This is a genomic window from Falsirhodobacter xinxiangensis (assembly GCF_004959935.1).
Taxonomy (GTDB): domain Bacteria; phylum Pseudomonadota; class Alphaproteobacteria; order Rhodobacterales; family Rhodobacteraceae; genus Falsirhodobacter; species Falsirhodobacter xinxiangensis.
Genome location: NZ_SMYN01000006.1, coordinates 52,240 through 76,250 on the forward strand (window position 1 = coordinate 52,240; position 24,011 = coordinate 76,250).

General features: G+C 66.2%; 23 protein-coding genes. 15 read left to right on the forward strand and 8 right to left on the reverse strand.

The features are described from left to right. The first annotated feature begins 8 nt into the window (after window positions 1-8). Window positions 9-1,040, forward strand: coding sequence for a tartrate dehydrogenase (locus tag E2K76_RS09195; protein ID WP_136684001.1), 1,032 nt, complete (start codon window positions 9-11; stop codon window positions 1,038-1,040). Continuing rightward, a complete protein-coding gene (locus E2K76_RS09200; protein ID WP_136684002.1) occupies window positions 1,037-2,470 on the forward strand; it encodes an NAD-dependent succinate-semialdehyde dehydrogenase in 1,434 nt (477 codons plus the stop codon). The genes E2K76_RS09195 and E2K76_RS09200 overlap by 4 nt, the downstream gene beginning before the upstream one ends. Before the next feature lie 146 nt (window positions 2,471-2,616). On the opposite strand, the gene E2K76_RS09205 is transcribed toward E2K76_RS09200, so the two are convergent. Next, window positions 2,617-3,078: an Lrp/AsnC family transcriptional regulator gene (locus tag E2K76_RS09205; protein WP_136684003.1), complete on the reverse strand. Its 462-nt coding sequence runs from the start codon at window positions 3,076-3,078 to the stop codon at window positions 2,617-2,619. 112 nt (window positions 3,079-3,190) lie between these two features. Here E2K76_RS09205 and putA point away from each other — a divergent pair, with 112 nt between their 5' ends. After that, on the forward strand, window positions 3,191-6,550 hold the full coding sequence (gene putA, locus E2K76_RS09210; RefSeq protein WP_136684004.1) for a bifunctional proline dehydrogenase/L-glutamate gamma-semialdehyde dehydrogenase PutA: 3,360 nt from the start codon (window positions 3,191-3,193) through the stop codon (window positions 6,548-6,550). A 69-nt stretch (window positions 6,551-6,619) separates the two neighbouring features. Next, window positions 6,620-7,540 carry a DMT family transporter gene (locus E2K76_RS09215; protein WP_136684005.1) on the forward strand — a complete coding sequence of 307 codons (921 nt, stop codon included), beginning with the start codon at window positions 6,620-6,622 and terminating at the stop codon, window positions 7,538-7,540. Here the strand turns inward: E2K76_RS09215 and chrA are convergent. Next, window positions 7,490-8,779: a chromate efflux transporter gene (gene chrA, locus E2K76_RS09220; RefSeq protein WP_136684006.1), complete on the reverse strand. Its 1,290-nt coding sequence runs from the start codon at window positions 8,777-8,779 to the stop codon at window positions 7,490-7,492. The two genes, E2K76_RS09215 and chrA, sit on opposite strands and share 51 nt — an antisense overlap. 157 nt (window positions 8,780-8,936) lie before the next feature. Here chrA and E2K76_RS09225 point away from each other — a divergent pair, with 157 nt between their 5' ends. Beyond that, complete coding sequence (locus E2K76_RS09225; protein WP_136684007.1) at window positions 8,937-10,664, forward strand: calcium-binding protein; 1,728 nt, start codon at window positions 8,937-8,939, stop codon at window positions 10,662-10,664. Here the strand turns inward: E2K76_RS09225 and E2K76_RS09230 are convergent. Continuing rightward, window positions 10,592-11,113, reverse strand: coding sequence for a MarR family winged helix-turn-helix transcriptional regulator (locus E2K76_RS09230; RefSeq protein WP_136684008.1), 522 nt, complete (start codon window positions 11,111-11,113; stop codon window positions 10,592-10,594). The two genes, E2K76_RS09225 and E2K76_RS09230, sit on opposite strands and share 73 nt — an antisense overlap. A gap of 66 nt (window positions 11,114-11,179) precedes the next feature. Here E2K76_RS09230 and E2K76_RS09235 point away from each other — a divergent pair, with 66 nt between their 5' ends. Both E2K76_RS09235 and E2K76_RS09240 read left to right on the forward strand, forming a co-directional pair. Then, complete coding sequence (locus E2K76_RS09235) at window positions 11,180-11,857, forward strand: glutathione S-transferase family protein (RefSeq protein ID WP_136684009.1); 678 nt, start codon at window positions 11,180-11,182, stop codon at window positions 11,855-11,857. A 12-nt stretch (window positions 11,858-11,869) separates the two neighbouring features. After that, window positions 11,870-12,223, forward strand: coding sequence for a DUF1428 domain-containing protein (locus E2K76_RS09240; protein ID WP_136684010.1), 354 nt, complete (start codon window positions 11,870-11,872; stop codon window positions 12,221-12,223). On the opposite strand, the gene E2K76_RS09245 is transcribed toward E2K76_RS09240, so the two are convergent. Further along, entirely contained in the window at window positions 12,224-13,540 is a 1,317-nt protein-coding gene (locus E2K76_RS09245) for an MFS transporter (RefSeq protein WP_136684011.1), read from the reverse strand. Window positions 13,541-13,764: 224 nt separating this feature from the next. Between E2K76_RS09245 and E2K76_RS09250 the strand changes: the two genes are divergently transcribed. Next, the gene (locus E2K76_RS09250) at window positions 13,765-15,048 is read left to right on the forward strand and encodes a uracil-xanthine permease family protein (RefSeq protein ID WP_136684012.1); all 1,284 of its coding nucleotides are present in this window, start codon (window positions 13,765-13,767) and stop codon (window positions 15,046-15,048) included. Here E2K76_RS09250 and E2K76_RS09255 read toward each other — a convergent pair. Then, complete coding sequence (locus E2K76_RS09255) at window positions 15,037-15,516, reverse strand: hypothetical protein (RefSeq protein WP_136684013.1); 480 nt, start codon at window positions 15,514-15,516, stop codon at window positions 15,037-15,039. The two genes, E2K76_RS09250 and E2K76_RS09255, sit on opposite strands and share 12 nt — an antisense overlap. Window positions 15,517-15,737: 221 nt before the next feature. On the opposite strand from E2K76_RS09255, the gene E2K76_RS09260 reads away from it, so the two are divergent. Together E2K76_RS09260 and E2K76_RS09265 are read left to right on the forward strand one after the other, a co-directional pair. Beyond that, window positions 15,738-16,472, forward strand: coding sequence for a prephenate dehydrogenase/arogenate dehydrogenase family protein (locus E2K76_RS09260; RefSeq protein WP_136684014.1), 735 nt, complete (start codon window positions 15,738-15,740; stop codon window positions 16,470-16,472). A 9-nt stretch (window positions 16,473-16,481) separates the two neighbouring features. After that, window positions 16,482-17,366 (forward strand): XdhC family protein, encoded by an 885-nt coding sequence (locus tag E2K76_RS09265; RefSeq protein ID WP_136684015.1) that lies wholly within the window; start codon window positions 16,482-16,484, stop codon window positions 17,364-17,366. Between the two features lie 4 nt (window positions 17,367-17,370). Here the strand turns inward: E2K76_RS09265 and E2K76_RS09270 are convergent, their stop codons facing one another. Next, window positions 17,371-17,574, reverse strand: a complete 204-nt coding sequence (locus E2K76_RS09270; RefSeq protein ID WP_136684016.1) for a hypothetical protein — start codon at window positions 17,572-17,574, stop codon at window positions 17,371-17,373. A 37-nt stretch (window positions 17,575-17,611) separates the two neighbouring features. After that, window positions 17,612-18,430: an HTH-type transcriptional regulator BhcR gene (gene bhcR, locus E2K76_RS09275; RefSeq protein WP_136684017.1), complete on the reverse strand. Its 819-nt coding sequence runs from the start codon at window positions 18,428-18,430 to the stop codon at window positions 17,612-17,614. Window positions 18,431-18,576: 146 nt separating this feature from the next. Here bhcR and bhcA point away from each other — a divergent pair, with 146 nt between their 5' ends. From bhcA to E2K76_RS09300, 5 genes are all read left to right on the forward strand, one after another. Next, window positions 18,577-19,755, forward strand: coding sequence for an L-aspartate--glyoxylate aminotransferase BhcA (bhcA, locus tag E2K76_RS09280; protein ID WP_136684018.1), 1,179 nt, complete (start codon window positions 18,577-18,579; stop codon window positions 19,753-19,755). Continuing rightward, entirely contained in the window at window positions 19,752-20,702 is a 951-nt protein-coding gene (bhcB, locus tag E2K76_RS09285; RefSeq protein WP_136684019.1) for a beta-hydroxyaspartate dehydratase BhcB, read from the forward strand. The genes bhcA and bhcB overlap by 4 nt, the downstream gene beginning before the upstream one ends. Further along, window positions 20,699-21,862 carry a 3-hydroxy-D-aspartate aldolase BhcC gene (bhcC, locus tag E2K76_RS09290; RefSeq protein ID WP_136684020.1) on the forward strand — a complete coding sequence of 388 codons (1,164 nt, stop codon included), beginning with the start codon at window positions 20,699-20,701 and terminating at the stop codon, window positions 21,860-21,862. Before bhcB ends, bhcC begins: the two co-directional genes overlap by 4 nt. Then, window positions 21,862-22,791, forward strand: coding sequence for an ornithine cyclodeaminase family protein (locus tag E2K76_RS09295; protein ID WP_136684021.1), 930 nt, complete (start codon window positions 21,862-21,864; stop codon window positions 22,789-22,791). Before bhcC ends, E2K76_RS09295 begins: the two co-directional genes overlap by 1 nt. A gap of 61 nt (window positions 22,792-22,852) precedes the next feature. Beyond that, window positions 22,853-23,467, forward strand: a complete 615-nt coding sequence (locus E2K76_RS09300; protein WP_136684022.1) for a DapH/DapD/GlmU-related protein — start codon at window positions 22,853-22,855, stop codon at window positions 23,465-23,467. Here E2K76_RS09300 and E2K76_RS09305 read toward each other — a convergent pair. Then, on the reverse strand, window positions 23,452-23,964 hold the full coding sequence (locus tag E2K76_RS09305) for a DUF1003 domain-containing protein (protein ID WP_136684023.1): 513 nt from the start codon (window positions 23,962-23,964) through the stop codon (window positions 23,452-23,454). The genes E2K76_RS09300 and E2K76_RS09305 overlap by 16 nt on opposite strands. Window positions 23,965-24,011: the final 47 nt, after the last annotated feature.

Here is a 24,011-nt window from a genome sequence, read left to right on the forward strand (position 1 = left end):
GATTAGACATGAAGACGCATAAGATAGCTCTCATCCCCGGCGACGGGATCGGCGTGGACGTGACCGATGCCGCGATGGAGGTGCTGGCGGCGACCGGCGTTTCGTTGGAGCCGGTGCGTTTCGACTGGTCCTGCGAGACATACCTGCAAACGGGGCGCATGATGCCCGAGGATGGGATCGACACGCTGCGCGCCTTCGATGCGATCTTCCTTGGTGCGGTCGGCTGGCCTGCGACGGTGCCGGACAGCGTGTCGCTGCACGGGCTGCTGCTGCCGATCCGCAAGGCGTTCGATCAATATGCCAATATCCGCCCGCACCGCCTGCTGCCCGGGGTGGAAGGACCCCTGAAGGCGTCGGGCTTCGACATCCTGTGCATCCGCGAGAATACCGAAGGCGAGTATTCCGGCGCGGGGGGCCGCGTCCATCAGGGCCGCGACAACGAGGTGGCGGTGGAATCCGCGATCTTCACCCGCAAAGGGGTCGAGCGCATCCTGCGCTTCGGCTTCGATCAGGCGCGGGCGCGGCGGGGGCATCTGACCTCGGTCACGAAATCCAACGCGCAGAAATATTCCATGGTGTTCTGGGACGAGGTCACGCGCGAGATTGCCGCCGAATACCCCGATGTGACCGTCAGCCACATGCATATCGACGCGATGGCTGCCAAGATGGTGATGGCGCCGCAGGATCTGGATGTGATCGTGGCGTCGAACCTGTTCGGCGACATCCTGACCGATCTTGGCGCGGCGATCCAGGGGGGGCTCGGCTTTGCCGCATCAGCCAATATCTGCCCCGACCTCAGCGGCCCGTCGATGTTCGAGCCTGTGCATGGCTCGGCCCCGGACATCGCGGGCAAGAATATCGCAAACCCCATCGCCGCCATCTGGTCCGCTGCGATGATGCTGGATCATCTGGGCGAAAGCGACGCGGCCAAAGCCGTCCTTGCCGCGATCGAGGCCGTGACCGCCCAGGGCATCGGCATCCGTCCAGGATCGCATGGCACCGCCGCAATCACCGCCGCCATCGTCAAGGAACTGCAATGAACCTCTCCGATCCCGACCTGTTCCGCCAAGCCGCGCTGATCGATGGCGCGTGGATCGCCCGCCCGGATATGGAGGTGACCAACCCCGCCACGGGCCGCGCCATCGGCACCATGCCGGACTGCACCGACGAGGAGACGGAAACCGCCATCGCCGCCGCAGACCGCGCGATGGTCGGCTGGCGGGCGCGCACCCATTCCGACCGCGCCGACATCCTGATGCGCTGGTATCAGCTGATGCTGGATCACGCGGGCGATCTGGCCCAGATCCTGACTGCCGAGCAGGGCAAGCCGCTGGCCGAAGCGAAGGGCGAGGTGATCTACGGCGCGTCCTTCGTGCGCTGGTTCGCCGAGGAAGCGCGGCGGATCAACGGCAAGATCATCCCGTCCCCCCTGCCGGGCAAGAAGATCTTCGCAATGAAGGAGCCGGTCGGCGTCTGCGCGATCATCACGCCGTGGAACTTTCCCATCGCGATGATCGCCCGCAAGGTCGCGCCGGGCTTGGCGGCGGGTTGCACGATGGTGGTGAAGCCCTCTGATTTCACGCCTTATTCTGCGCTGGCGATGGGGGTGCTTGCCGAACGCGCGGGCATCCCGGCGGGCGTTCTGAACATCCTGACAGGTCGCCCCGAGGCCATCGGCGGCGCGCTGACCGCAAGCCCGGTGGTGCGCAAGCTGTCCTTCACCGGATCGACCCGCATCGGCGCGCTTCTGGCGCAGCAATGCGCGCCGACGTTGAAGAAGATGTCGCTGGAACTGGGCGGGAACGCGCCCTTCATCGTGTTCGACGATGCCGATCTGGATGCGGCAGTCGAAGGGGCGATGGTGTCGAAATTCCGCAATGGCGGCCAGACCTGCGTCTGTGCCAACCGCATCCTCGTGCAGGCGGGCATTCATGACGCCTTCGTTGCGGCGCTGGCCAAACGGGTGGATGCGCTGACGGTCGGCCCCGGCACCGAAGCGGTCGCCATCGGCCCGATGATCAACGCGGCCGCCATCGCCAAGATCCGCGATCACGTCGCCGACGCCGAAGCCAAGGGCGCCGCCCGTGCCACTGCCGCCCGCGATCTGCCGGACGCCTATGCCGATCCCGTCGTGCTGACGGGGGCCACCCTGGACATGCGGCTTGCGACCGAGGAAACCTTCGGCCCCGTCGCCCCGATCTTTCGTTTCGAGACCGAGGCCGAGGCGCTGGAAATCGCCAATGGCACGCCCTTCGGCCTTGCCGCCTATTTCTTCACGCGCGACATGGCCCGCGCCTTCCGCGTGGCCGAGGCGCTGGAATTCGGGATGGTCGGCCTGAATACGGGCGCGATCAGCCATGCCGAGGCGCCCTTCGGCGGCGTCAAGTCTTCGGGTCTTGGCCGGGAAGGCGCGCAGGAGGGGATCGAGGAGTATCTGGAGACGAAGGCGTTCCATTTCGGGGGGCTGTAAGCTCCGGGCGCCGGTCTCATGGTCCACGATCATGCAACCAGCGCGGCAATTTCGCCGCGCTGATTGCGAGGCATGCATACATCCAAGGACGTCCAATCACGGCACCCTTCGCCCCGCACGCGGAAATTCTGCCACGTGATCCCGGGTCAGATGCCGGTGAAGTTCTGCTCCACCACCGCCTCCATCGAGACGTGGCTGGAGGTATTGTTGACATGGGGCAGGACCGACAGCTTCTCGGCCAGGATGCGGCGAAAGTCGGCCATATCGCGCGAGCGGATCTTGACCAGATAATCGCACCCGCCTGCGATCATATAGCACTCCTCGACCTCGGGGATGGCGCGGATCGCGGCGTTGAACTGCTGCAGCGCGGCCTCTCGCGTGTCCGCAAGGCTCACCTCGACATAGGTCACATGTGTCAGGCCTAGCTTCAGAGGCGACAGGATCGCGCGATATCCGGTGATGAGTCCCACCTCCTCCAGCGCGCGGATACGGTGCGCCACGGGGGTCTTGGACAACCCGACGTTCCGCGAAAGTTCCGCAATCGGGATTCGGGCGTTGCGCGTCAGTTCGGCCAATATCTTGCGGTCGATCGCGTCGATCTGATCCATTCCCGAAATCCACCCCATCTTTGGTTCATACGCCTGCGAAACGCGCCAAAAATGGTCGGATCGACTATCTGCAATGTGATAGAACTTGGTCATTCGCACAAGGGGGCAGGTCATGATCGCCGAATTTTCCACCGATGCCAAGTTTCGCGACGAGACGGGCTTGCTTTCCGCTCTGGCCGCGTCCGCCGCTTTGGAAGCCCCTGCGCGGGCGAAGATCTCGGCCCGCGCTGCCGATCTGGTGCGCCGCATCCGGGCCGAGGCGAAGCCTTCCCTGATGGAGCATTTCCTGTCGGAATACGGCCTCTCCACCCGCGAGGGGGTGGCGCTGATGTGCCTTGCCGAAGCCATGCTGCGCGTGCCGGACAGGATCACCATCGACGCCTTGATCGAGGACAAGATCGCGCCTTCCGACTGGGGGAAGCATCTGGGCGAGGCGTCCTCATCGCTGGTCAACGCATCGACCTGGGCGCTGATGCTGACGGGCAAGGTGCTGGATGACGATCAGGCGGGCACGCTGCGTCGGATGGTGCGGCGCTTGGGCGAGCCGGTGATCCGCAGTGCCGTCGGCCGCGCGATGAAGGAGATGGGCCGCCAGTTCGTGCTGGGCCAGACCATCGACGCCGCCCTGACCCGCGCCAAGACGCGCGAGGCCGAAGGTTTCACCTACAGCTACGATATGCTGGGCGAGGCTGCGATGACCGCCGCCGATGCCGCCCGCTATGACCGTGCCTATGCCGACGCAATCTCTGCCATCGCGCGCGCCTGCCACGGTGATGTGGAGACGAACCCCGGCATCTCGATCAAGCTGTCGGCCCTGCACCCCCGATACGAGGTCGCGCAGGAGGCCCGCGTGATGCGCGAGCTGGTGCCGGTGGTGCTGCGGCTGGCCAAGCAGGCCAAGGCCGCGAATATGGGCATGAACATCGACGCCGAGGAGCAGGACCGGCTGGTCCTGTCGCTGAAGGTGATCGAGGCGGTTCTGTCCGACCCCGCGCTTGCAGGATGGGACGGGTTCGGGATCGTGGTGCAGGCTTATGGCAAGCGGGCGGGGCAGACCATCGACTGGCTGCACGCGCTGGCCGAACGTCTGGACCGGCGGATCATGGTGCGGCTGGTCAAGGGTGCCTATTGGGACACCGAGATCAAGCGCGCGCAGGTCGAAGGCCATGCCGACTTCCCCCTGTTCACCAGCAAGGTCGCGACCGACATCAGCTATATCGCCAATGCGCGCAAGCTGATCGACTATGCGGACCGCATCTATCCGCAATTTGCCACCCATAATGCCCATACGGTTGCCGCGATCCTTGAAATGGCCGGGAATGCCCGTTTCGAATTCCAGCGCCTGCATGGCATGGGCGAGCGGCTGCACGACATTGTCCTGCGCGAAACCAAGGGCCGCTGCCGCATCTATGCCCCCGTCGGCGCGCATCGCGATCTTCTGGCCTATCTGGTCCGGCGGCTTTTGGAGAATGGCGCGAACAGCAGCTTCGTGAACCAGATCGTCGACGAAAGCGTCTCGCCTGAAGAAGTTGCGCGTGATCCGTTCGACGCGCCGCGCGTTCCACCTTCGGCACTGGTGCTGCCGAAGGACATCTTTGGCGGACGGCGCAATTCCGCGGGCTTCGATCTGAGCGACGAGCAGACGCTGGCCGCCATCGCCGCCGCCCGCGACGTGCCGCTGCCCGACGCGATACCGATGACCGTGCGCGAGGCCTCCGGCGAGGTGCGCGACGTGCTGGACCCGGCGACCGGCCAGCCCATCGCCAAGGTCACGATCGCCGACGCCGCCACGACCACCCGCGCCATCGAGGATGCCCGGATCTGGGACGCACCCGCCGCCGTGCGGTCCGAGGTGCTGCTGCGCGCCGCCGATCTGTATGAGCGCGAATTCGGCCCGATCTTCGCCATCCTCGCCAGCGAGGCGGGCAAGACCCTGACCGATGCCGTGGCGGAACTGCGCGAGGCGGTGGACTTCCTGCGTTACTACGCCGGGCAGGAGGTTGACGGGCAGGCGCGCGGGATCATTGGCGCGATCAGCCCGTGGAACTTCCCGCTGGCCATCTTCACCGGGCAGATCGCGGCCACGCTGATGGCGGGCAACGCGGTCATCGCCAAACCGGCCGAGGCGACCCCGATCATCGCGACCCTCGCGGTCCGTCTGCTGCACGAGGCGGGCGTTCCCCGATCGGCGCTGCAACTGCTTCCGGGGCCGGGCAGCGTCGTGGGCGCGACGCTTGCCACGGACCCGCGCATGGCCGGGATGGTCTTCACCGGATCGACCGCGACGGCGCAGAACATTGCCCAGAACATGGCGGCGCATCTGGCCCCCGGCACGCCGCTGATCGCGGAAACCGGCGGGTTGAATGCGATGATCGTGGATTCGACCGCGCTGCCCGAACAGGCGGTGCGGGACATCGTCAACGGCGCCTTCCGCTCGGCTGGTCAGCGGTGTTCGGCCCTGCGCTGCCTTTATGTGCAGGAGGATATCGCCCCGCATCTGATCGCCATGATCAAGGGCGCGATGGACGAGCTGCGCCTGGGCGATCCCTGGCGGCTGGACACCGATGTCGGCCCGGTGATCGACACCCGGGCGCGGAATGGGATCGCCGCCTATCTGGAGGCGAACAAGGGGCGCACGATCCACAAGACCGCCACGCCGTCGCAGGGATACTTCATCCCGCCGACCCTTCTGCGCGTGAACGGCATCGCGGATATGGAGCAGGAGATCTTCGGCCCCGTCCTGCATGTCGCGACCTTCAAGGGGCACGAGATCGACCGCGTCGTGGCCGACATCAACGCCCGCGGCTATGGCCTGACCTTCGGGCTGCACACGCGGATCGACGACCGCGTGCAGTCGGTGTCGGATGCTGTCCATGTCGGCAATATCTATGTGAACCGCAACCAGATCGGCGCGGTGGTCGGCAGTCAGCCCTTTGGGGGCGAGGGGCTGTCGGGCACTGGGCCGAAGGCGGGCGGGCCAAACTATGTCCCGCGTTTTCTGGCCGCCGAAAGCATCCGGCTGGAGGATGTCGGAGCGCAGGCAGATGAAGGCGCGATCCGCAGCCGCATCGCGGCCTTCGCCCCCGCAAAGATCGGCGAACGTCTGATGCCCGGCCCGACCGGAGAGCTGAACCGCCTGACGCTTCACACGCGCCCGCCGATCCTGTGCCTTGGTCCCGGCGCGGCGGCCGAACGCGACCAGATGGCTGCGGTCGAGGGCTTGGGCGGGCAGGCCGTGGCCGCCGCCGGGCTGTCGCCCGAAGCACTGGCCCGGCTGCAAGGGTTTTCGGCGGCGCTGTGGTGGGGGAACGAGGAAAGGGGCCGCGCCTATGCAGTCGCGCTTGCCGGGCGCGACGGACCGCTCGTCCCGCTGCTCACCTCGCATCCCGACATCGCCCATGTCGCCCATGAACGCCATCTTTGCGTCGATACGACCGCTGCCGGGGGGAATGCCGCATTGCTGGCGGGGTGATCCGGCGTTGACGACCCGCCGCGCAGGCCGTAACCGCGAAGGCGAGGGAAATGGACGGGGGGCGACGAGATGGAAACCGCGCGAGGTCCGGGCATCGCCGCCGTCCTGTTCGCAGCCTTCGTCTGGGGCACGACCGGCACCGCGGCGACCTTTGCCCCCGATGTCGGGCCTGCGGCCATCGGCGCGGCGGCGATGGGCATTGGCGGGCTGCTGCAGGCTCTTCTGGCGCTGCGGGGCATCCTTGGGTCGGGGCCGCAGCTTTGGCGGCAGCGGGCGCTGTTGACCGCCGGGGGTATCGCAGTCGCGATCTATCCTCTTGCGTTCTATGGCTCGATGCGGATGGCGGGGGTGACGATCGGGACCGTCATCACCATCGGCACTGCGCCGCTTTTGTCGGCGGCGATCGAATATCTGCTGGACGGGACGCGGCTGGGCTGGCGCTGGCTGGCTGGAACCGCGCTTGGGCTGGCGGGGATGGCGTCGATCTGCCTCGCCGAGGGTGGGGCGGCGGGGACGCAGGTTGCTGCGGGTGTCGCGCTCGGGCTGCTGGGCGGGTTCACCTATGCGCTTTATTCGTGGACGGCGCGACGGATGATGATGGGCGGCACGCGCCCGACCGTCGCGATGGGGGCGACATTCGGGTTTGGCGGGCTGCTGCTGCTTCCGGTTCTGCTGGCGGTCGGCGCGCCCTTCCTCGCCTCGGGGACGAACCTTGCGGTCGGGGCCTATATGGCTCTGGTGCCGATGTTCCTTGGATATCTTGCCTTCGGCTATGGGCTGGGGCGGGTGTCGGCCAGCATGGCGACGACGATCACATTGTTCGAGCCGGTGGTGGCGGCGATCCTTGCGGTTCTGGTGGTGGGCGAAAGGCTTCCGCCAGCGGGCTGGGCGGGTGTGGCGATGGTGATCGGCTGCCTTGCGATGATCGCGCTGCCCGGATCAGGCGAGGCCCGCAAGATGCGCCGCGATCCCAAGCCCCGCCGCCCCTGACAGGACCGCCGGCACCCCGAGCCGCAGCCGGAACAGGGCCAGAAACGCCAGTGCCGACAGCCCCGCCGCGACCCAGTTCACCGCAGGCCAGACCGGAAGGGTCAGCGCCAGCGGGCCGGCCTGCGTCTCGGTCCAGATGACATGGATGCCGAACCAGATCGCAAGGTTCAGGATTACGCCGACCACCGCCGCCGTGACGGCTGCCAGCGCCGCCGCCAGCGCGCGGTTCTGCCGCAGCCGCTCCATGAATGGCGCGCCGATCAGTATCCACGCGAAGCAGGGCGCGAAGGTCACCCAGCTTGCCAGCAGCCCGCCCAGCGTTCCGGCCAGCAGCGGCGAAGGCCAGCCCGCCTCGCGATAGGCGGCAAGAAAGCCCACGAATTGCAGCACCATGATCAGCGGTCCGGGCGTCGTCTCTGCCATGCCCAGCCCGTCCAGCATCTCGCCCGCCGAAAGCCAGCCCCGCGTCTCGACCGCGTCCTGCGCGACCCATGCCAGAACCGCATAGGCCCCGCCGAAGCTGAGCATTGCCATGCGCGAGAACAGCGCGGCAATGTCGGCGAACACCCCCTGCGCCAGTAATGCCATCGGCAGCAGCCAAAGCGCCAGTGCGGCCAGTCCGGCCAGCAATGTCCCGCGCGGCGCAGGCCCGCCATTGGCTGCCAGAAGCGTTCCTTCGTCTCCCGCGCCATCCCGGGCCGCCCCGCGCGGTCCGGCCCAACCGACCAGTGCCGCCCCCGCCACGATCAATGGAAACGGAACGGCAAAGACGAAGATCGCAACGAAGGACGCTGCCGCGACCGCCAGCATGACCGGCCCGCGCAGCGCCCGTCTGCCCAGCCGCAGCACCGCCTGCACCACGATCGCAAGCACGGCGGCCTTCAGCCCGAAGAACGCGGCCCCCACCAGCGGCACATCCCCGAACCCGACATAGATCCAGCTGAGCGCCATGATCGACACCAGCCCCGGCAGGATGAACAGCATGCCGGCCAACAGCGCCCCGCGCACACCATGCATCAGCCAGCCGACATAGGTGGCAAGCTGCTGTGCCTCCGGACCCGGCAGCAACATGCAGAAGTTCAGCGCGTGCAGAAAGCGGCCTTCGCCCAGCCAGCGGCGTTCCTCGACCAGAATGCGGTGCATGACGGCGATCTGCCCCGCCGGGCCGCCGAAGGACAGAAGGGCGATGCGCGCCCAGACGCGCGCGGCCTGTCGCAGGGTCGGATGGGGCGGCGTCATTCGTCCTCGCGATTGGCTCGCCTTTGTGTGGCGCAGAGGGGATCGCCGCGTCAAGTAGGCCGGATATCGCCACCCTTTTCCGCGTCGTTGGATTTTCACGCAATGGCGCTGCCGGGCTGCGCTATCCTTCGTGCGCCAATCAGGATGGAGGGAAGCGATGGCCGATTTTCTCGTGAATACCTTGACCGATCGGAGCCAGGACCGCCCGGACGTCGCCGTGTTGGCGGATGGCAGTTTCGTGGTGGTCTGGGCGTCGGACTATTACAATTCCGACCGGGACATCGACGTCGAATACATCGCGATGCAGCGCTATTCCGCATCGGGCGCCCGGATCGGGAACGAAACCATCGTGTCCGATCTGGCCTATGAGGCGGAGGCGCCTTCGGTCACTGCCTTGCCGGACGGCGGTTTTGCAATCTCGTGGGAGGCGGAGGAGGGGCCGACCGACATCGACACCCGCATCCGCAGCCGCGTCGTCAATGCCGACGGCACCTTTCGCAGCGCAGAGGTCAATGTCAGCCAAGCCGCACGCGAGGATGACGAATTCGACGTGCCGCAGATGGCCCCTCTGGCCAATGGCGGATACATCACGCTTTTTGCGGGCGATGATGGCGACACCTTCACCGATGTTTTCGTGCGGGTGATGGGGGCGGATGGCAAGCCCGCCAGCCAATACCGGCTGAACACCACCACCGAATTCGACCAAAGCGGCGTGCAGGCCGCGCGCCTGACGAACGGCAATGTCGTCGCCGTTTGGGACAGCGACCATTCCACCGTGAACGAGGCCGGGAACGAGGTCGAAGACGTGCGCGCCCGTATCATCGGCGCGAACGGCCAGCCGATCACCCCCGAGATCGTCATTAGCCGAGAGAATGACGGGATGACCAACTGGCTCGGTGCCAGCTATCCGGTCAGCCATCTTGCAGTGGAAGGGCTGGATAACGGACGTTTCGTGGTCACATGGCGCGAGACATGGCTGGATGCGCTGCCGAACGGCGACACGGCGCATCTTTATCGCGGGCAGGTCTTCACCGCCTCGGGACAGGCTGTCGGAAAAGAGTTCACCGTCAACACCGGCACCCCGAGCGATATTCCGAACCATGCGGTCATTACTCGACTGGATGGCGGGTTCTTCGTTGCATGGGACAGCGCGGTGAACCCCAACGATCCCTATGAGGATATTCGGGGCCAGTATTTCACCAACAGCGGTGCCAGGGTCGACGGCGAATTCACCGTCGCGACCCGGTCTGCGAACGCGCAGGAACATCCGGCGGTCGAGACGCTGGCCGATGGCCGGCTCGTAGTGACGTGGCAGACCGATTACACCTATACCGACAGCGTCGATGTCGCGGCGCGCATCATCGATCCCGGTCAGGTCATCTCGATAGGCCGCGATGGAACTGCTGGCAACGACGTGATGGCCGGAACCTTCATGAAGGAAGTCATCCGGGGCGCCGCGGGGAACGACAAGATCAGCGGCAAGGGGGGCAACGACACGCTTTTGGGCGGGTCGGGGAGTGACCGGATGGATGGCGGCGCGGGGCATGACATCCTTGGCGGCGAATGGGGGAACGATCTGCTGATGGGGGGCGACGGCAGCGACCGGATGGTCGGCGGCTTCGGGAACGACATAATGGTTGGTGGCGCGGGTGCGGACAGGTTCGTGTTCCACACGGGTCACGGAAAGGACCGGATCACCGACTTCACCCCCGGCAGGGATGTTCTCGATTTCTCGACCGTGACGACGATCGCGGATTTTGCCGACCTGCGCGCGAACCATGCGGTGCAGGATGGCGATGATATCGTCATCCGCTACGGTGCCGCCGCAGTCCGGCTGGAGGATGTGCGGATGTCGGCACTGGACGCGGACGACTTCCTGTTCTGAGCCAAAGCTGCATCGCGCAGCCCGTCCAGCGCCTCGCAAAGATCGGTGCCCTCGATCCCGAGGGCGCCGTGCGATGCCTCCCAAACCGGGACTGCGCGTTCCAGCACGGCAAGCCCGGCGGGGGTCAGCGTCAGCCGCTTTGCCCGCCTGTCGCGCGCGTCGGGGGTCGTGGTCAGCAGCCCGCGCCCCTCCAGCACCTTGACGGCGGCGGTCAGCGTGGTGCGGTCCATCGCCAGCAGGTCCGCGACTGAACCTATCGTCGGCGGTTCGGGCCGGTTCAGCGAGATCAGCAGCGAGAACTGCCCCCCCGTGATTCCGACCGGGCGCAGGGCGTCGTCGAAATGCCGCGCCAGCGCCCGTGCGGCGCGTTGTGTGTGCAGGCAAAGGCAATGATCCCTGACATGCAGGGTCATGGCGAATGTGGCGCGGGCAGGGGCCGGGTTTGACATCCGCTATATATGTTGATATCAACCTAAACTGTCAATCACGCGATTCCGGATCAGAGGAGGATGGGAATGCTGCGGGACTGCGAATTATCCGTCACGGCTTTCGATTGGGTTCCGGGCTTCGCCCAGGGCCTCGTGCGCGATCTGCGCGTGCGATGGGCGCTGGAGGAGGCGGGGCTTCCCTATGAGGTCGATCTTCTGGCGCAAGGCACGCAAGGCGACGCGCCGAACCTTGCCCGCCAGCCCTTCGGACAGGTGCCAAGCCTGAAGATGGGCGACGGGTCGATGTTTGAAAGCGGTGCGATCGTCTGGCGCATCGCGCAGGAAAGCGATGTTCTGCTGCCACCCGATCCCGCCGGCCGCGATGCCGCGCTGTCGTGGCTGTTCGCGGCGCTGAACACGATAGAGCCGCCGATCTCGATGCTGGCGCAGCTGGACTTCTTTTCGACCGACACAGAAGCGGCGGGGCGGCTGCGCCCCGAGATCGTCGCCGCGATCCGGCTGCGGCTTTCGGCATTGGAGCGGGAGCTTGCGGGGCGCGACTGGCTGGCGGACCGCTTCACCGTCGGCGATCTGATGATGGGCGCCGTGTTGCGGATGGTGGATCGCGACACGCTGGGGGATTTCCCGGCGACCGCCGCCTATGTGGACCGCTGCATCGACCGCCCCGCCTTTCGCAAGGCGCTGGCGGGCCAGTTGCAACCCTTCGCCCAGAACGAGGCCCGCTATGCCTCGATGCTGCAATAGAGGAGATGTGAGATGACTTATGTCGACGGATTCATCATTGCCGTGCCGACTGCGCGGAAAGAAGACTATATCGCCCATGCCGCGCTGGCAGCCCCGGCGTTCCGCCGCCATGGCGCGCTGCGTGTGGTGGAGACATGGGGCGACGACGTTCCCGCGGGCAAAGTGACCGATTTCCAACGCTCGGTCCAGGCCACGGACGAGGAAACGGTCTGCTTTTCGTGGATCGAATGGCCGGACAAGGCGACGCGCGATGCCGCCATGCCCAAGGTCTTCGAGGAGATGGAGACCTTGATGAAGGACCATCCGATGCCCTTTGACGGGCAGCGGATGGTCTATGGCGGGTTCCAGTCGGTGCTGGACGACTGATCACTCCAGCTGGCGACCACGCGATTCCACGTCGACAAGCCAGACCGCGAGCGCCGCCGCCAGCAGGATCGCAGAGATCACCGCCAATGACAGCGTGAAGTGGCTGGCCATGATCGGTGCGATCAGCGACGGGGCGAACAGCCCCCCGAACCGCGCCATCGCCCCCGCCGTTCCCATTCCGCTGGCCCGCAGCGGGGTGGGATAAACCTCGGGGGTGAAGGCGTAAAGCGCGCCCCATGTGCCAAGCAGCGCAAAGCTGAGCAGAAGCGATGCGCCTGCGATCACCCCCGCGCTGTCACCCAGCCCATAGATCAGGCTGCCGACCGCCGCCAGCAGCAGGAAGCCCACCAGCGTCGGCTTGCGCCCCCAGCGGTCCACGCCATAGGCCGAAAGCGCATAACCGGGCAGTTGCACCAGCGCCAGCAGGATCAGGAAGACCTGCCCGCGCATGAAGCCGAACCCCTCGCTGGCCATGCGGATCGGCAGATAGACGAACAGCCCGTAATAGGCGATCGAGACCAGCATCCACGCCGCGAACAGGCACAGGCTGCGACGGCGCATTTCCGGCGAGAACAGGTCCAGCACGGAACGGCGCTCCATCTTCTCGGGGGCCAGTGCCGCGATGGGCGTGGACGAGCCGTTGCGGCGGGCGACACGTTCCAGAACGCTGCGCGCTTCTTCGGTGCGCCCGGATTTGGCCAGATACATCGGCGATTCCGGGATGTAAAAGCGCAGAACCACCCCGATCAACGCCGGAATCCCGGTCACGAAGAAGATCACGCGCCATGCGTCGTCGCCCATCGTGGCGGCGGCCAGCGCCAGAACCGCAAGGACGATCGTGCCGACGGCCCAGAACGTCTCCATCAACACCAGCCAGCGCCCGCGTTTCGAGGATGGCAGGAATTCGGCCAGCATCGTGTAATCGACGGGAAGCGTCCCGCCGACGCCCAGCCCGGTCAGGAAACGCAGCACCAGCAGCCATTGCAGATCCGGCGCGAAGGCCGAGGCGACCCCCGCGATGGCGTCTATCAGAACCGCGGCCAGCAGCACGGGCCGCCGCCCGATCCGGTCGGCCAGGCGGCCGAACACGAATGCACCGATCAGCATGCCGATGAAGAACATCGTGCCGGTGCGCAGCGCCTCGGGCATGGTCACGCCGAAGGTCGCGGCGATGGAGGGGGCGCTGAACCCGATGGACAGCACCTGCATCGCGTCAGCCATCCAGACGAGGCCGAAGATGATGAAAAGACGGTATTGGAACGGGCCTACGCCTGCGGCGCGGATCCCCTGTTCGACGGTGATCGTGGGAGCGGACATCGATTCTCTCTGCGGTTGCGGAAGGCCCCCCTTTGCGGGTCGATGCGCCCGTCTCTGTGCCTTGTAAAAAGGCGCACCCTTATGCGGATGCCGGTGAAGCCGCGCTTTGCATAGCGCAGCCGCCACGGTCCGTCATTCGAATTTTACAAAACCGGGTCGCGGCCTTGCACGGTTGCCCGATCCGGGGCAGAGCCAGCCCGATCAAACAGACGGGGACCCAAGGGATGAGCTATTTTCCGAAGTGGCCGCTTGCACGCGGCGCGGTGGTGATGCCGGACGAACGGCTGCCCTTGGGCGCGGCGGTGCCGATGGGCATCCAGCACCTGCTGGCGATGTCGGGATCGACCATCCTTGCGCCGCTGCTGATGGGGTTCGATCCGAACCTCGCGATCCTGTTTTCTGGGGTCGGCACGTTGATCTTCTTCATCTGCACGGCGGGGCGGATGCCCAGCTATCTCGGCTCGTCCTTTTCCTTCATCGCGGTGGTGATCGCGGCGACGGGATATGCGGGTGCCGGGGCGAATGCCAATATCGGGGTGGCACTGGGCGGGATCATCGCGGCGGGTGCGCTTTACACCCTGATCGGGTTGATCGTCATGGCGACGGGCACCGCATGGGTCGAACGGCTGATGCCTCCGGCAGTGACGGGGGCGATCGGTGCGTCCATCGGATTGAACCTCGCGCCGGTTGCGGTGCAGGGGGTGGAAGGAACCGGGCCGCATATGCTGGTCGCGCTGCTGACGCTGGCCTCGGTCGCGCTGTTCTCGGTCTATGGCAGCGTTGCGCTGCGGCGGGTGTCGATCCTTCTGGGCATCGCCGTCGGATATGCGGCGGTGCTGGTGCTTGGCAACGGCTTCGGACTGCTGCCGCCCATCGACTTTTCGGCACTGCAAGCCGCGCGGTGGTTCGGGTTGCCGCAGTTCCACGCGCCCGAGTTCGACAGCCGCGCGATGATGCTGATCGCCCCGGTCGCGCTGATCCTCGTGGCCGAAAATCTTGGCCATATCAAGGCCATAGGCGCGATGACGGGGCGGAACATGGACCGTTTCATCGGGCGCGGCTTCGTGGGTGACGGGATCGCCACGATGATTTCGGGCGCGGGCGGCGGCACCGGTGTCACCACCTATGCCGAGAATATGGGTGTGATGGCGGTCACGCGCGTCTTCTCGACCCTGATCTTCGTGATCTCGGCCGTGGTCGCAATCGCGCTTGGATTCCTGCCGAAATTCGGCGCGCTGCTGGCGACGATCCCTGCGCCGGTGCTGGGCGGGCTGGCCGTCGCGGTGTTCGGCCTTATCGCTGCAGCGATGGCACGGCTGTGGGTGGACAACCACGTCGATTTCGCCGATCCGCGCAACCTTTTCACGGTCGGCACGGCGCTGATCTTCGGGGCGGGGGATTTCACCTTCACGCTTGGCGGCTTCACCGTGGGCGGGATCGGCACGGCGACGCTGGCCGCCATCGTCATCTATCAGCTTCTGGGGATCGGTCGGCGCTCAGCCCAGTGACAGGAGGGCGGGGGCGTAAAGCTCCCGCACCACCGCAACATCCCCGCGTCCGGGCAGGGCCAGCGCGGCGCGCACGTCAAGGATATGGTCCGCCGCATCCGTGACATCCGCCGAAAGCAGCCGGCGTTCGGGGCCATGACACTCCAGCAGCACACCGAAGGGCGTTTGCGTCGTCAGCAGCCGCGCCGCGACATCGCTTGGCAGGCTGTCCGGCAGATACCAGTTTTCGGCTCGCGAGACGACCGTGCCGCCCCATGACAGCGCCACCCGGCGATAGCGCAGGGGTGCGCCCTGCAAGGGCGAATCGCCGCCCGGTGCCAGCACACGATCCTCGATCACTGCGGCGTGCAACTGGCCCGGCATCCTTGCGGCGCACCACGCCTCCAGCGCCGCCGAGGCGGTCGGATGGCGCAGGATGAACGCCAGAAGCGTCTCGGCCCCTTCGGACAATGTCACCTCGGTCAGCATGTCGGTCCTGCGGCGGCTTAGAGGAAAACCCGCGCTCTTGCCAGCCCATGCGCAAGCGGTTAGATCATGCGGCCATGAGACAGGAACAGACGACCTTCGCACGTTCGTATTATCCGCTGCACTAGCAGCGGAGCCGTCTTGACGCCTTCCGCCGCACTGCCAGCGGTCGAACGGCGAGATGCATGACACCCCTGGCCCGTTTTTCCCTTCGGATCAGGATCATGTTTGAAAAGCCCACCCTTACCATCATCGGATTCGGCGCCTTCGGGGCGCTGGCGGCGGCATCGCTGGCCCCGCATCTGCGGGTGATCGTCCACGACCCTTCCCCGCATGCCCGCGATGCGGCGCTTGCCGCGGGGTTCGACGTTCTGGACGATCTGGCCCGGATCGAGGGCGAATTCATCCTGCTTGCCGTGCCGGTTCCCGCGCTTGAAGGGTGCCTGACGCGCCTTGCCCCGCATCTGCGCCCGGGACAGGTCGTGATCGATACCTGTTCCATCAAGGAGGAACCCGCGCGCCTGATGCGCCATCTATTGCCGCCGGGGGTCGATGGGCTGCCGACCCACCCGATGTTCGGGCCGAACAGCGCCGCGCGGGGTCTTCGGGGATTGCGGATCGTGCTGTGCCCCCAAGGTGTAAAATGGCGGCGGATCGCGGCATTCCTGCGTGCCCGCTTGGGCCTGCAGGTAATCCTCACCTCGCCCGAGGATCACGACAGGCAGGCGGCCGTCGGGCAAGGGCTCGTCCATCTGCTGGCCCATGCCTTCGACGCGGTCGGCGCACCGGCGATCCGCACGAGCAGCTTCGATCTTCTGACCGACGCCTTCGCGATGGTCCGCAGCGATCCGCCCGAGGTGTTCAGTGCCATCACCCGCGGCAATCGCCACATGGCCGATGCGCGCGAAAGGCTGGTCCGCGCCATCGCCGACCTTTCCTCGGTGCCCTTGCGACCCTAGATCACCGCCATGCGGGATCTTGTGCGAACAGCGACGGAACAGCGGATCATTCGGATCTGCGAGAGCGATTTTCCCATTCGCCGGGCTTTGGATCTGGACCGGGCGGCGCTGGCGGTCATCACGGGGGTGGAGGGGCCGTCCTATCGCCCCATGGGCGCGACGATGGTGATCGGAGCGGACGGGCACGCCTTTGGCAATCTTTCGTCGGGCTGCCTCGATGCCGATGTGATTCAGCGCGCCGGGGGTGCGATCGCGGGCGGGCAGGCGGAAACCTTGCGCTATGGCCGGAACTCGCCCTTCTTCGACATCGTGCTGCCTTGCGGCGGGGGGCTGGACATCACGATCCTGCCGCGTCCGCCTATCGAAGCATTGGCGGATGCCGCATCACGGCTGGCGGCGCGTCAGATAGTGCGGATCGACCTGACGCCCGGCCTGTCGCTGGAAATCCGCCCGCAGGTGCGATTCATCGTCTTCGGAAAGGGGCCGGAGACGAGCTGTTTTGCACGGCTGGCGCGTCAGGCGGGCTATCCGGTGGACCTGCTCTCGCCCGATCCCGAGACGCTGGATGCGGCGGGGTTCGGCAAGATCGACGCGCTGACGGCATGGCCCGAGGGGCTGTCCGCCGATGCGCGCAGTGCGGTGGCCGTGTTCTTTCACGATCACGACCGCGAACCGCCGCTGTTGGAGGCGGCGCTGCACGGTCCTGCCTTCTATGTCGGGGCGCAGGGCAGTCTGCGTGCGCACGAGGCGCGCTGTGCGGTCCTGGCGGCGCGGGGCGCCCCGACACATCGGCTCGCCTCGCCATTCGGTCTCATCCCGTCGACCCGCGATGCAAGGACGCTGGCGGTGTCGGTCCTTGCCCATGTGCTGGAGGTCGACGCGCAGCGGCCCTGAGGGTTCAGGCCGCGTTGCGCTGCGCGAAGATCTTCTGCCAGCCCAGCACTGTCTCCTCCTCCAGATACAGAAGGCCCGCCACATCCTCTGCCGGAAGACCGTCGGCAAGCAGCAGCAGCGCATTCGCCATGCGCATCTGCAGCACCTCGGGTTTCTTGCTGTTCAGCGTTTTCAACAGGGTATCGCGGGTTTCGTCGGAAAGTTGCATGGGCTCGTGCTGGTGGCTTCAACGGACGCGGCATGTGTCACATCCGCGGCGCCACCGCAAGCGGTGCACCGATCTGGCGACCGACCTCGATGGCCGCTTCGCGCACCATTTCGCCAATCAGGGCGATGCGGGTATCGGGCAACCGCTGCACCGGGCCGGACACGGAAATGCCGGCCACCGCCTCGCCATGCATGTTCAGGATGGGGGCGGCGACGCAGCGCATGCCGGGGGTGCGTTCCTCGTCATCGACGGCGTATCCCTGCCGCCGCGCCTCGTCCAGCGCGCGGCGCAGGGCGTCCGGCGTCGTCAGCGTCTGCGGGGTGAAGCGTTCCAGCGGGTGGGACAGCACCGCCGCCAGCCGATCCTCTCCCTGCGCCGACAGAAGCGCCTTGCCGATGCCGGAGGCGTGCATGGCCGACAGGGTGCCGGGCGGGAAGAAGGCGCGGATCATCTCGTGCGTTTCCACCTGGCTCAGGAACATCACGCGACCCTGCCATTCGGCACCAAGGTTCGACGTCTCGCCGCTGCGTTCGGTCAGGGCGCGCATGACGGGGCGGGCGCGCTCGACCACATTGGTGCGGCGCAGGAAGGTCGATCCGATGCGGAAGGCAGCAGGGCCGACATGCCATTCCTGCCCTTCGGCGCTGATCTCCACGAATTGCCGGGATTCCAGGGTGGCAAGGACGCGGTGGATCGTGGCGACGGACTGGTCCAGCCCGGTGGCGATGCCCGTCAGTGTCGCACTGCCATTGTCGGACAGGAATTGCATCACGTCCAATGCCCGCTCCAGCGCCTGAATGGTCGGCGTTTCGGCGGCAAACATCGCCTTGGGGCGACCGCGTTTCGCAGGAGGCATGATGGCACCTTTCGCTTGAAAAATGGCAAGTCCCGGCCAGTCCCGGATAATTTCGAATATTTCATCCAGCAAAATACTTTTTCAAGAAAATTTCCTATCCCGCCCGCCGTTGCTACTTTGGCCAAGACGATCGAGGAGGAGCGTTCATGCAGAACCCTGTGTTCATTCCCGGACCCACCAACATTCCCGAATTCATCCGCAAGGCCGTGGACATGCCGACGCTGGACCACCGCTCGGCCACATTCGCCGCGATCCTGCGCCCCGCGCTGGAGGGTGTGCGCCGCGTGGTGAAATCGGACCGCGCCGAGGTGCTCGTCTTCCCCTCCACCGGCACCGGCGGGTGGGAGGCGGCGATCAGCAACACGCTGTCCCCCGGCGACCGCGTCCTTGCGGCGCGGCACGGGCTGTTCAGCCACCGCTGGATCGACATGTGCGAACGCCACGGGCTGGATATGGAGGTGGTGGAGGCCCCCTGGGGCGCGGCCCTGCCAGCAAGCCGTTTTGCGGAAATCCTTGCGGCGGACAAAAACCACCGCATCAAGGCGGTCATCGCGACCCATAACGAGACGGCGACGGGCGTGCGGTCCGACATTGCAGCCGTCCGCCGCGCGCTGGACGCAGCGGGGCATCCGGCGCTGTTGCTGGTCGATGGCGTGAGTTCAATCGGGTCGATGGATTTCCGCATGGACGAATGGGGCGTCGATATCGCCGTGACTGGATCGCAGAAGGGGTTCATGCTGCCGCCGGGGCTGGCGATCCTTGCCCTGTCGCCGCGTGCGATGGCGGCGGTGAAATCCGCCACGCTGCCCCGCTGTTTCTTCGACTTCCGCGACATGGCGGACGCACAGGCGAAGGGGCTCTACCCCTATACGCCTCCGGTCGGTTTGCTGAATGGGCTGCACGTCGCCTGCAACGCGCTGCTCCACGAGGGGCTTGAGGCCGTCTTTGCCCGCCACCGCCGCATTGCGGATGGGGTGCGGGCCGCCGCCAGCGCATGGGGCCTGCCGCTTTGCGCGGACGATCCGGCGACATATTCCGATACGGTCAGCGCGATACGCACGCCGGACGGGTTCGATGCGAACCTTCTGGTGCACCGCGCGGCGACCGTCTACGGCACCTTCTTCGGCACTGGTCTTGGCCAGCTTTCGGGCCGCGCTTTCCGGATCGGGCATCTGGGCAGCATGACCGACGCGATGGCCCTGTCCGGCATCGCCACGATCGAAATGTGCATGGCCGATCTGGGCCTGCCGATCCGCCTCGGTTCGGGCGTGGCCGCTGCGCAGGACGTCTATCGCCACCGCGATGCGATGAGGGCGGCGGCATGATCCCGACCTTCGACGATGTGCTGGCGGCCGAAGCCCGCATCCGCCCGCATATCCATCGCACCCCGGTCCTGACCTCGCGCATGATCGACGAGATGACCGGAGCCAGCCTGTTCTTCAAATGCGAGAACATGCAGAAGGCGGGGGCGTTCAAGGCGCGGGGGGCAACCAACGCGGTGTTCGGGCTTTCGGATGCGCAGGCGGCGCGGGGGGTGGCGACCCATTCGTCGGGCAATCACGGGACGTGCCTTGCCTATGCCGCCGGGCGGCGGGGCGTTCCCTGCACCGTCGTCATGCCGCACACCGCACCGCAAGCCAAGAAGGACGCCGTGCGCGGATATGGTGCGCGGGTGGTCGAATGCGAGCCGTCCACCAGCAGTCGCGAGGCGGTCTTCGCCGAGGTGATGGACGGCACGGGGGCCGAATTCGTGCACCCCTACAACGACCCGCGCGTCATCGCGGGGCAGGGCACCTGCGCGCTGGAGTTGGAGACGCAGGCGGATGGGCTGGATGCGGTGATCGCGCCCATCGGCGGCGGCGGGATGGTGTCGGGCACCGTGCTTGCGCTGTCCGAGGCCGCGCCGGATCGCCGGATATTCGCCGCCGAACCGGAGCAGGCCGACGATGCCGCCCGCAGCTTTCGCGCAGGCCACATCATCGCCGACGATGCGCCGGACACCATCGCCGACGGCCTGAAGGTGCCGCTCAAGGAACTGACATGGCATTTCGTCCGGCGGATCGACGATATCCTGACCGTATCCGAGGCCGAGATCGTCGCGGCGATGGAACTCATCTGGAAAAGGCTCAAGATCGTGGCCGAGCCGTCAAGTGCCGTGCCGCTGGCCGCGATCCTGAAGAACCGAGACATCTTCGCGGGCCAGCGCGTAGGTGTCATTCTGACCGGCGGCAATGTCGATCTGAGGAAACTGCCATGGGGAGGCAAGGAATGAACGTCGAAAGCAAGTTGAACGGATTCGAGGTGGGCTATGACATTCCCGCGCTTCCGGGGATGGACGAGGCCGAGATCCAGACGCCCTGCCTGATCCTCGATCTGGACGCGCTGGAGCGGAACATCCGCAAGATGGGCGATCATGCCCGTGCGAATGGAATGCGCCATCGCAGCCACGGCAAGATGCACAAATCGGTGGATGTGCAGAAGTTGCAACAGGATCTTGGCGGTGCGGTCGGCGTCTGCTGCCAGAAGGTGTCGGAGGCCGAGGTCTTTGCCCGCGGCGGCATCCGCGACATTCTGGTGACGAACGAGGTGCGCGATCCGGCCAAGATCGACCGTCTGGCACGGATGCCGAAGCTGGGCGCCAAAGTCACCGTCTGCGTGGACGATGTGGCCAACGTGTCCGAACTGTCCGCTGCGGTCACGCGCCACGGCACCGCGCTTGATTGCTATGTCGAGATCGACTGCGGCGCGGGGCGCTGTGGCGTGACCTCGCCCGAGGCGGTGGTGAAGATCGCCCGCGCCATCGACGCGGCGCCGGGGCTGCGTTTTACCGGCATTCAGGCCTATCAGGGCGCGATGCAGCATATCGAAGGCTTCGAGGATCGCCGCGCCAAGCTGGATGCCGCCGTGGCGCTGGTGACATCGGGGGTCGATGCGCTGAGCGCTGTGGGGCTGCCGCCGGAATTCGTCTCGGGCGGCGGCACGGGGTCCTATTATTTCGAAAGCGCATCGGGCGTGTATAACGAGCTGCAATGCGGTTCCTATGCCTTCATGGACGCCGATTACGGGCGCATCCGCGACAAGGATGGCCAGCGGATCGACCAAGGCGAATGGCAGAACGCGCTGTTCATCCTGACCAGCGTGATGAGCCATGCGAAGGCGGACAAGGCGATCTGCGATGCAGGGCTGAAGGCGCAGTCGGTGGACAGCGGGCTGCCCTTCGTCTTTGGGCGGGACGATGTGACATATGTCAAATGTTCCGACGAACATGGGGTGATCGACGATCCCCAAGGCGTGCTGCGCGTGAACGACAGGCTGCGGTTGGTGCCGGGCCATTGCGATCCGACGTGCAACGTCCATGACTGGTATGTGGGCGTGCGCGGCGGCAAGGTCGAGCAGGTCTGGCCGGTATCCGCACGCGGGCGGGCCTATTGATGCTGGTGCTGCCCGAAGCCGCCATTGCGGGGCTGATCACGCGCGAGGATTGCTTCGACGCTGTCGAAAATGTCTTCGTCGCGATGGCGGAAGGCGCGGCGCGGAACTTCCCCGTCATCCGCGAGCCCCTTGGCCATGCCGATGCGATCTATGGCGTGAAGTCCGGCTTCGGCGGGGCGCTGGGCCTTAAATCCGGCGGGTTCTGGCCGGGAAATGCCGCGCGGGGGCTGACGAACCACCAATCCACGATCCTGCTGTTCGATCCCGATACCGGGCAATGCAGCGCGGCGGTGGGGGGGAACCTCATCACCGCGCTGCGGACTGCGGCAGCGGCGGCCGTGTCGATCCGGCATCTGGCGCGGCAGGATGCGGCGGTGCTTGGGATCGTCGGGGCGGGACATCAATCGGCGTTCCAGCTTCGCGCCGCGCTGGACCAGCTCCCGTTCCGGAAGGTGCTGGCGTGGAACCGTTCGGCCAAGGGGCTGGACCGGCTTGCCATCGTTGCCGCCGAAGCGGGCGTGCCGTTCGAGGCGGTGCCGCTGGATCGGCTTGAGGCGGAGGCGGAGGTGATCGTGACGATCCTGTCCTCCTTCGCGCCGGTGTTGCGCAGGGTCCGCCCCGGCACGCATCTGGCCTGCATGGGCACGGACACGCGCGGCAAACAGGAAATCGCGCCGGACATCCTGCAATCGGCCAGCCTGTTCACCGACGAGATCGCGCAGGCCGTCACCATCGGAGAATGCCAGCACGCGGCGAACCCGGCGATCGTGCCGCTGGGCCGCGTGATCGGCCGCCATGCCGGACGCACCCGCGATGACGAGGTGACGCTGTTCGACGGCACCGGCGTCGCGCTTCAGGATCTGGCCGTCGCGGCGCGGGTGGTCGAACGCGCGCGGGCGGCCGGGATCGGGACGGAGGCCGCCTTCTAGTCACGAAACCGTCGCGTTTGCACATTACCCGCGCTTGACCTGCTGCAAACGAAAGACCGCGATGAAACTTGGTATCGAGCCGACCCTCCACCAGCCCGTCAACCTGCATGATGCGGTGCTGGGCGCCTATGTCGAGATTGGCGAGGGCAGCATCCTCAGCAACGCCGCGCTGGACGACTATTCCTATTGCGGGCCGCGCTGCGACATCGCCAATGCGCGGATCGGGCGGTTTTCCAACATCGCGTCCAACGTGCGGATCGGGCCGACCGACCATCCGCTGGACCGCGCAAGCCTACATCATTTCCTGTATCGTTCCGCGTGGTATTGGGACGATGCCGAAGACGATGCGGCGTTCTTCGAGGCGCGCAAGACACGGCTTGCCCATATCGGGCATGACACATGGATCGGACATGGTGCCATCGTGAAACCCGGCATCACCATCGGCGACGGTGCCGTGGTCGCGGCGGGCGCGGTCGTGACGCGGGACGTTCCGCCCTACATGATCGTGGCGGGTCTTCCTGCAACACCGATGCGACCGCGCCTTGTGCCTGAACTGGCCCAACGGATGCAGGCGCTGGCATGGTGGTTCTGGCCGCACGAGGTTCTGCGCGAAAGGCTGGCCGATTTCCGCAGCCTGCCGCCCGAGGAGTTCCTGAACCGTTACGAGCGCAGCTGAATGATCCGGCAAAGCTCGGCGATCTGGTCCGCCTGGCGGTCCAATTTCTCGTGCAGGTGCATGATCTCCAGCTCCGCCTTCAGGTTCACCTCGTAGTCGTTGTTGGCCGTCATGCGATCCTTCATCCCCTGACGGTTCTGCGACATCATGATGACCGGGGCCTGTATCGCGGCCAGCATCGACAGCACGAGGTTCAGGAACACGAAGGGATAGGGGTCGAACACGTCGCGCAGGGGCAGGATGGCCGTGTTGATCAGCACCCAGGCCGCCAGAACGACCGTGAACGCGATGATGAACGTCCAAGATCCGCCAAAGGCCGCGACCCGGTCTGCAAGCCGCTGGCCGAAGGTCGCCTCGTTTCCGATGACGTCATTGCTGTTGACCGTCAGCGAATGGCGGCGCGCGATGGCCTTCAGCACCCGGCCTTCGCGCGGGGAAAGCCCGGCGGTGTCCGATTGAAGCAGGCGCTGCGCAAGCTGCTGGATTTCAGTTTCCATGGCACTCTCCTTTCGCGATCTTTCCGGCGGGCGTTTTTTCTTGTAAA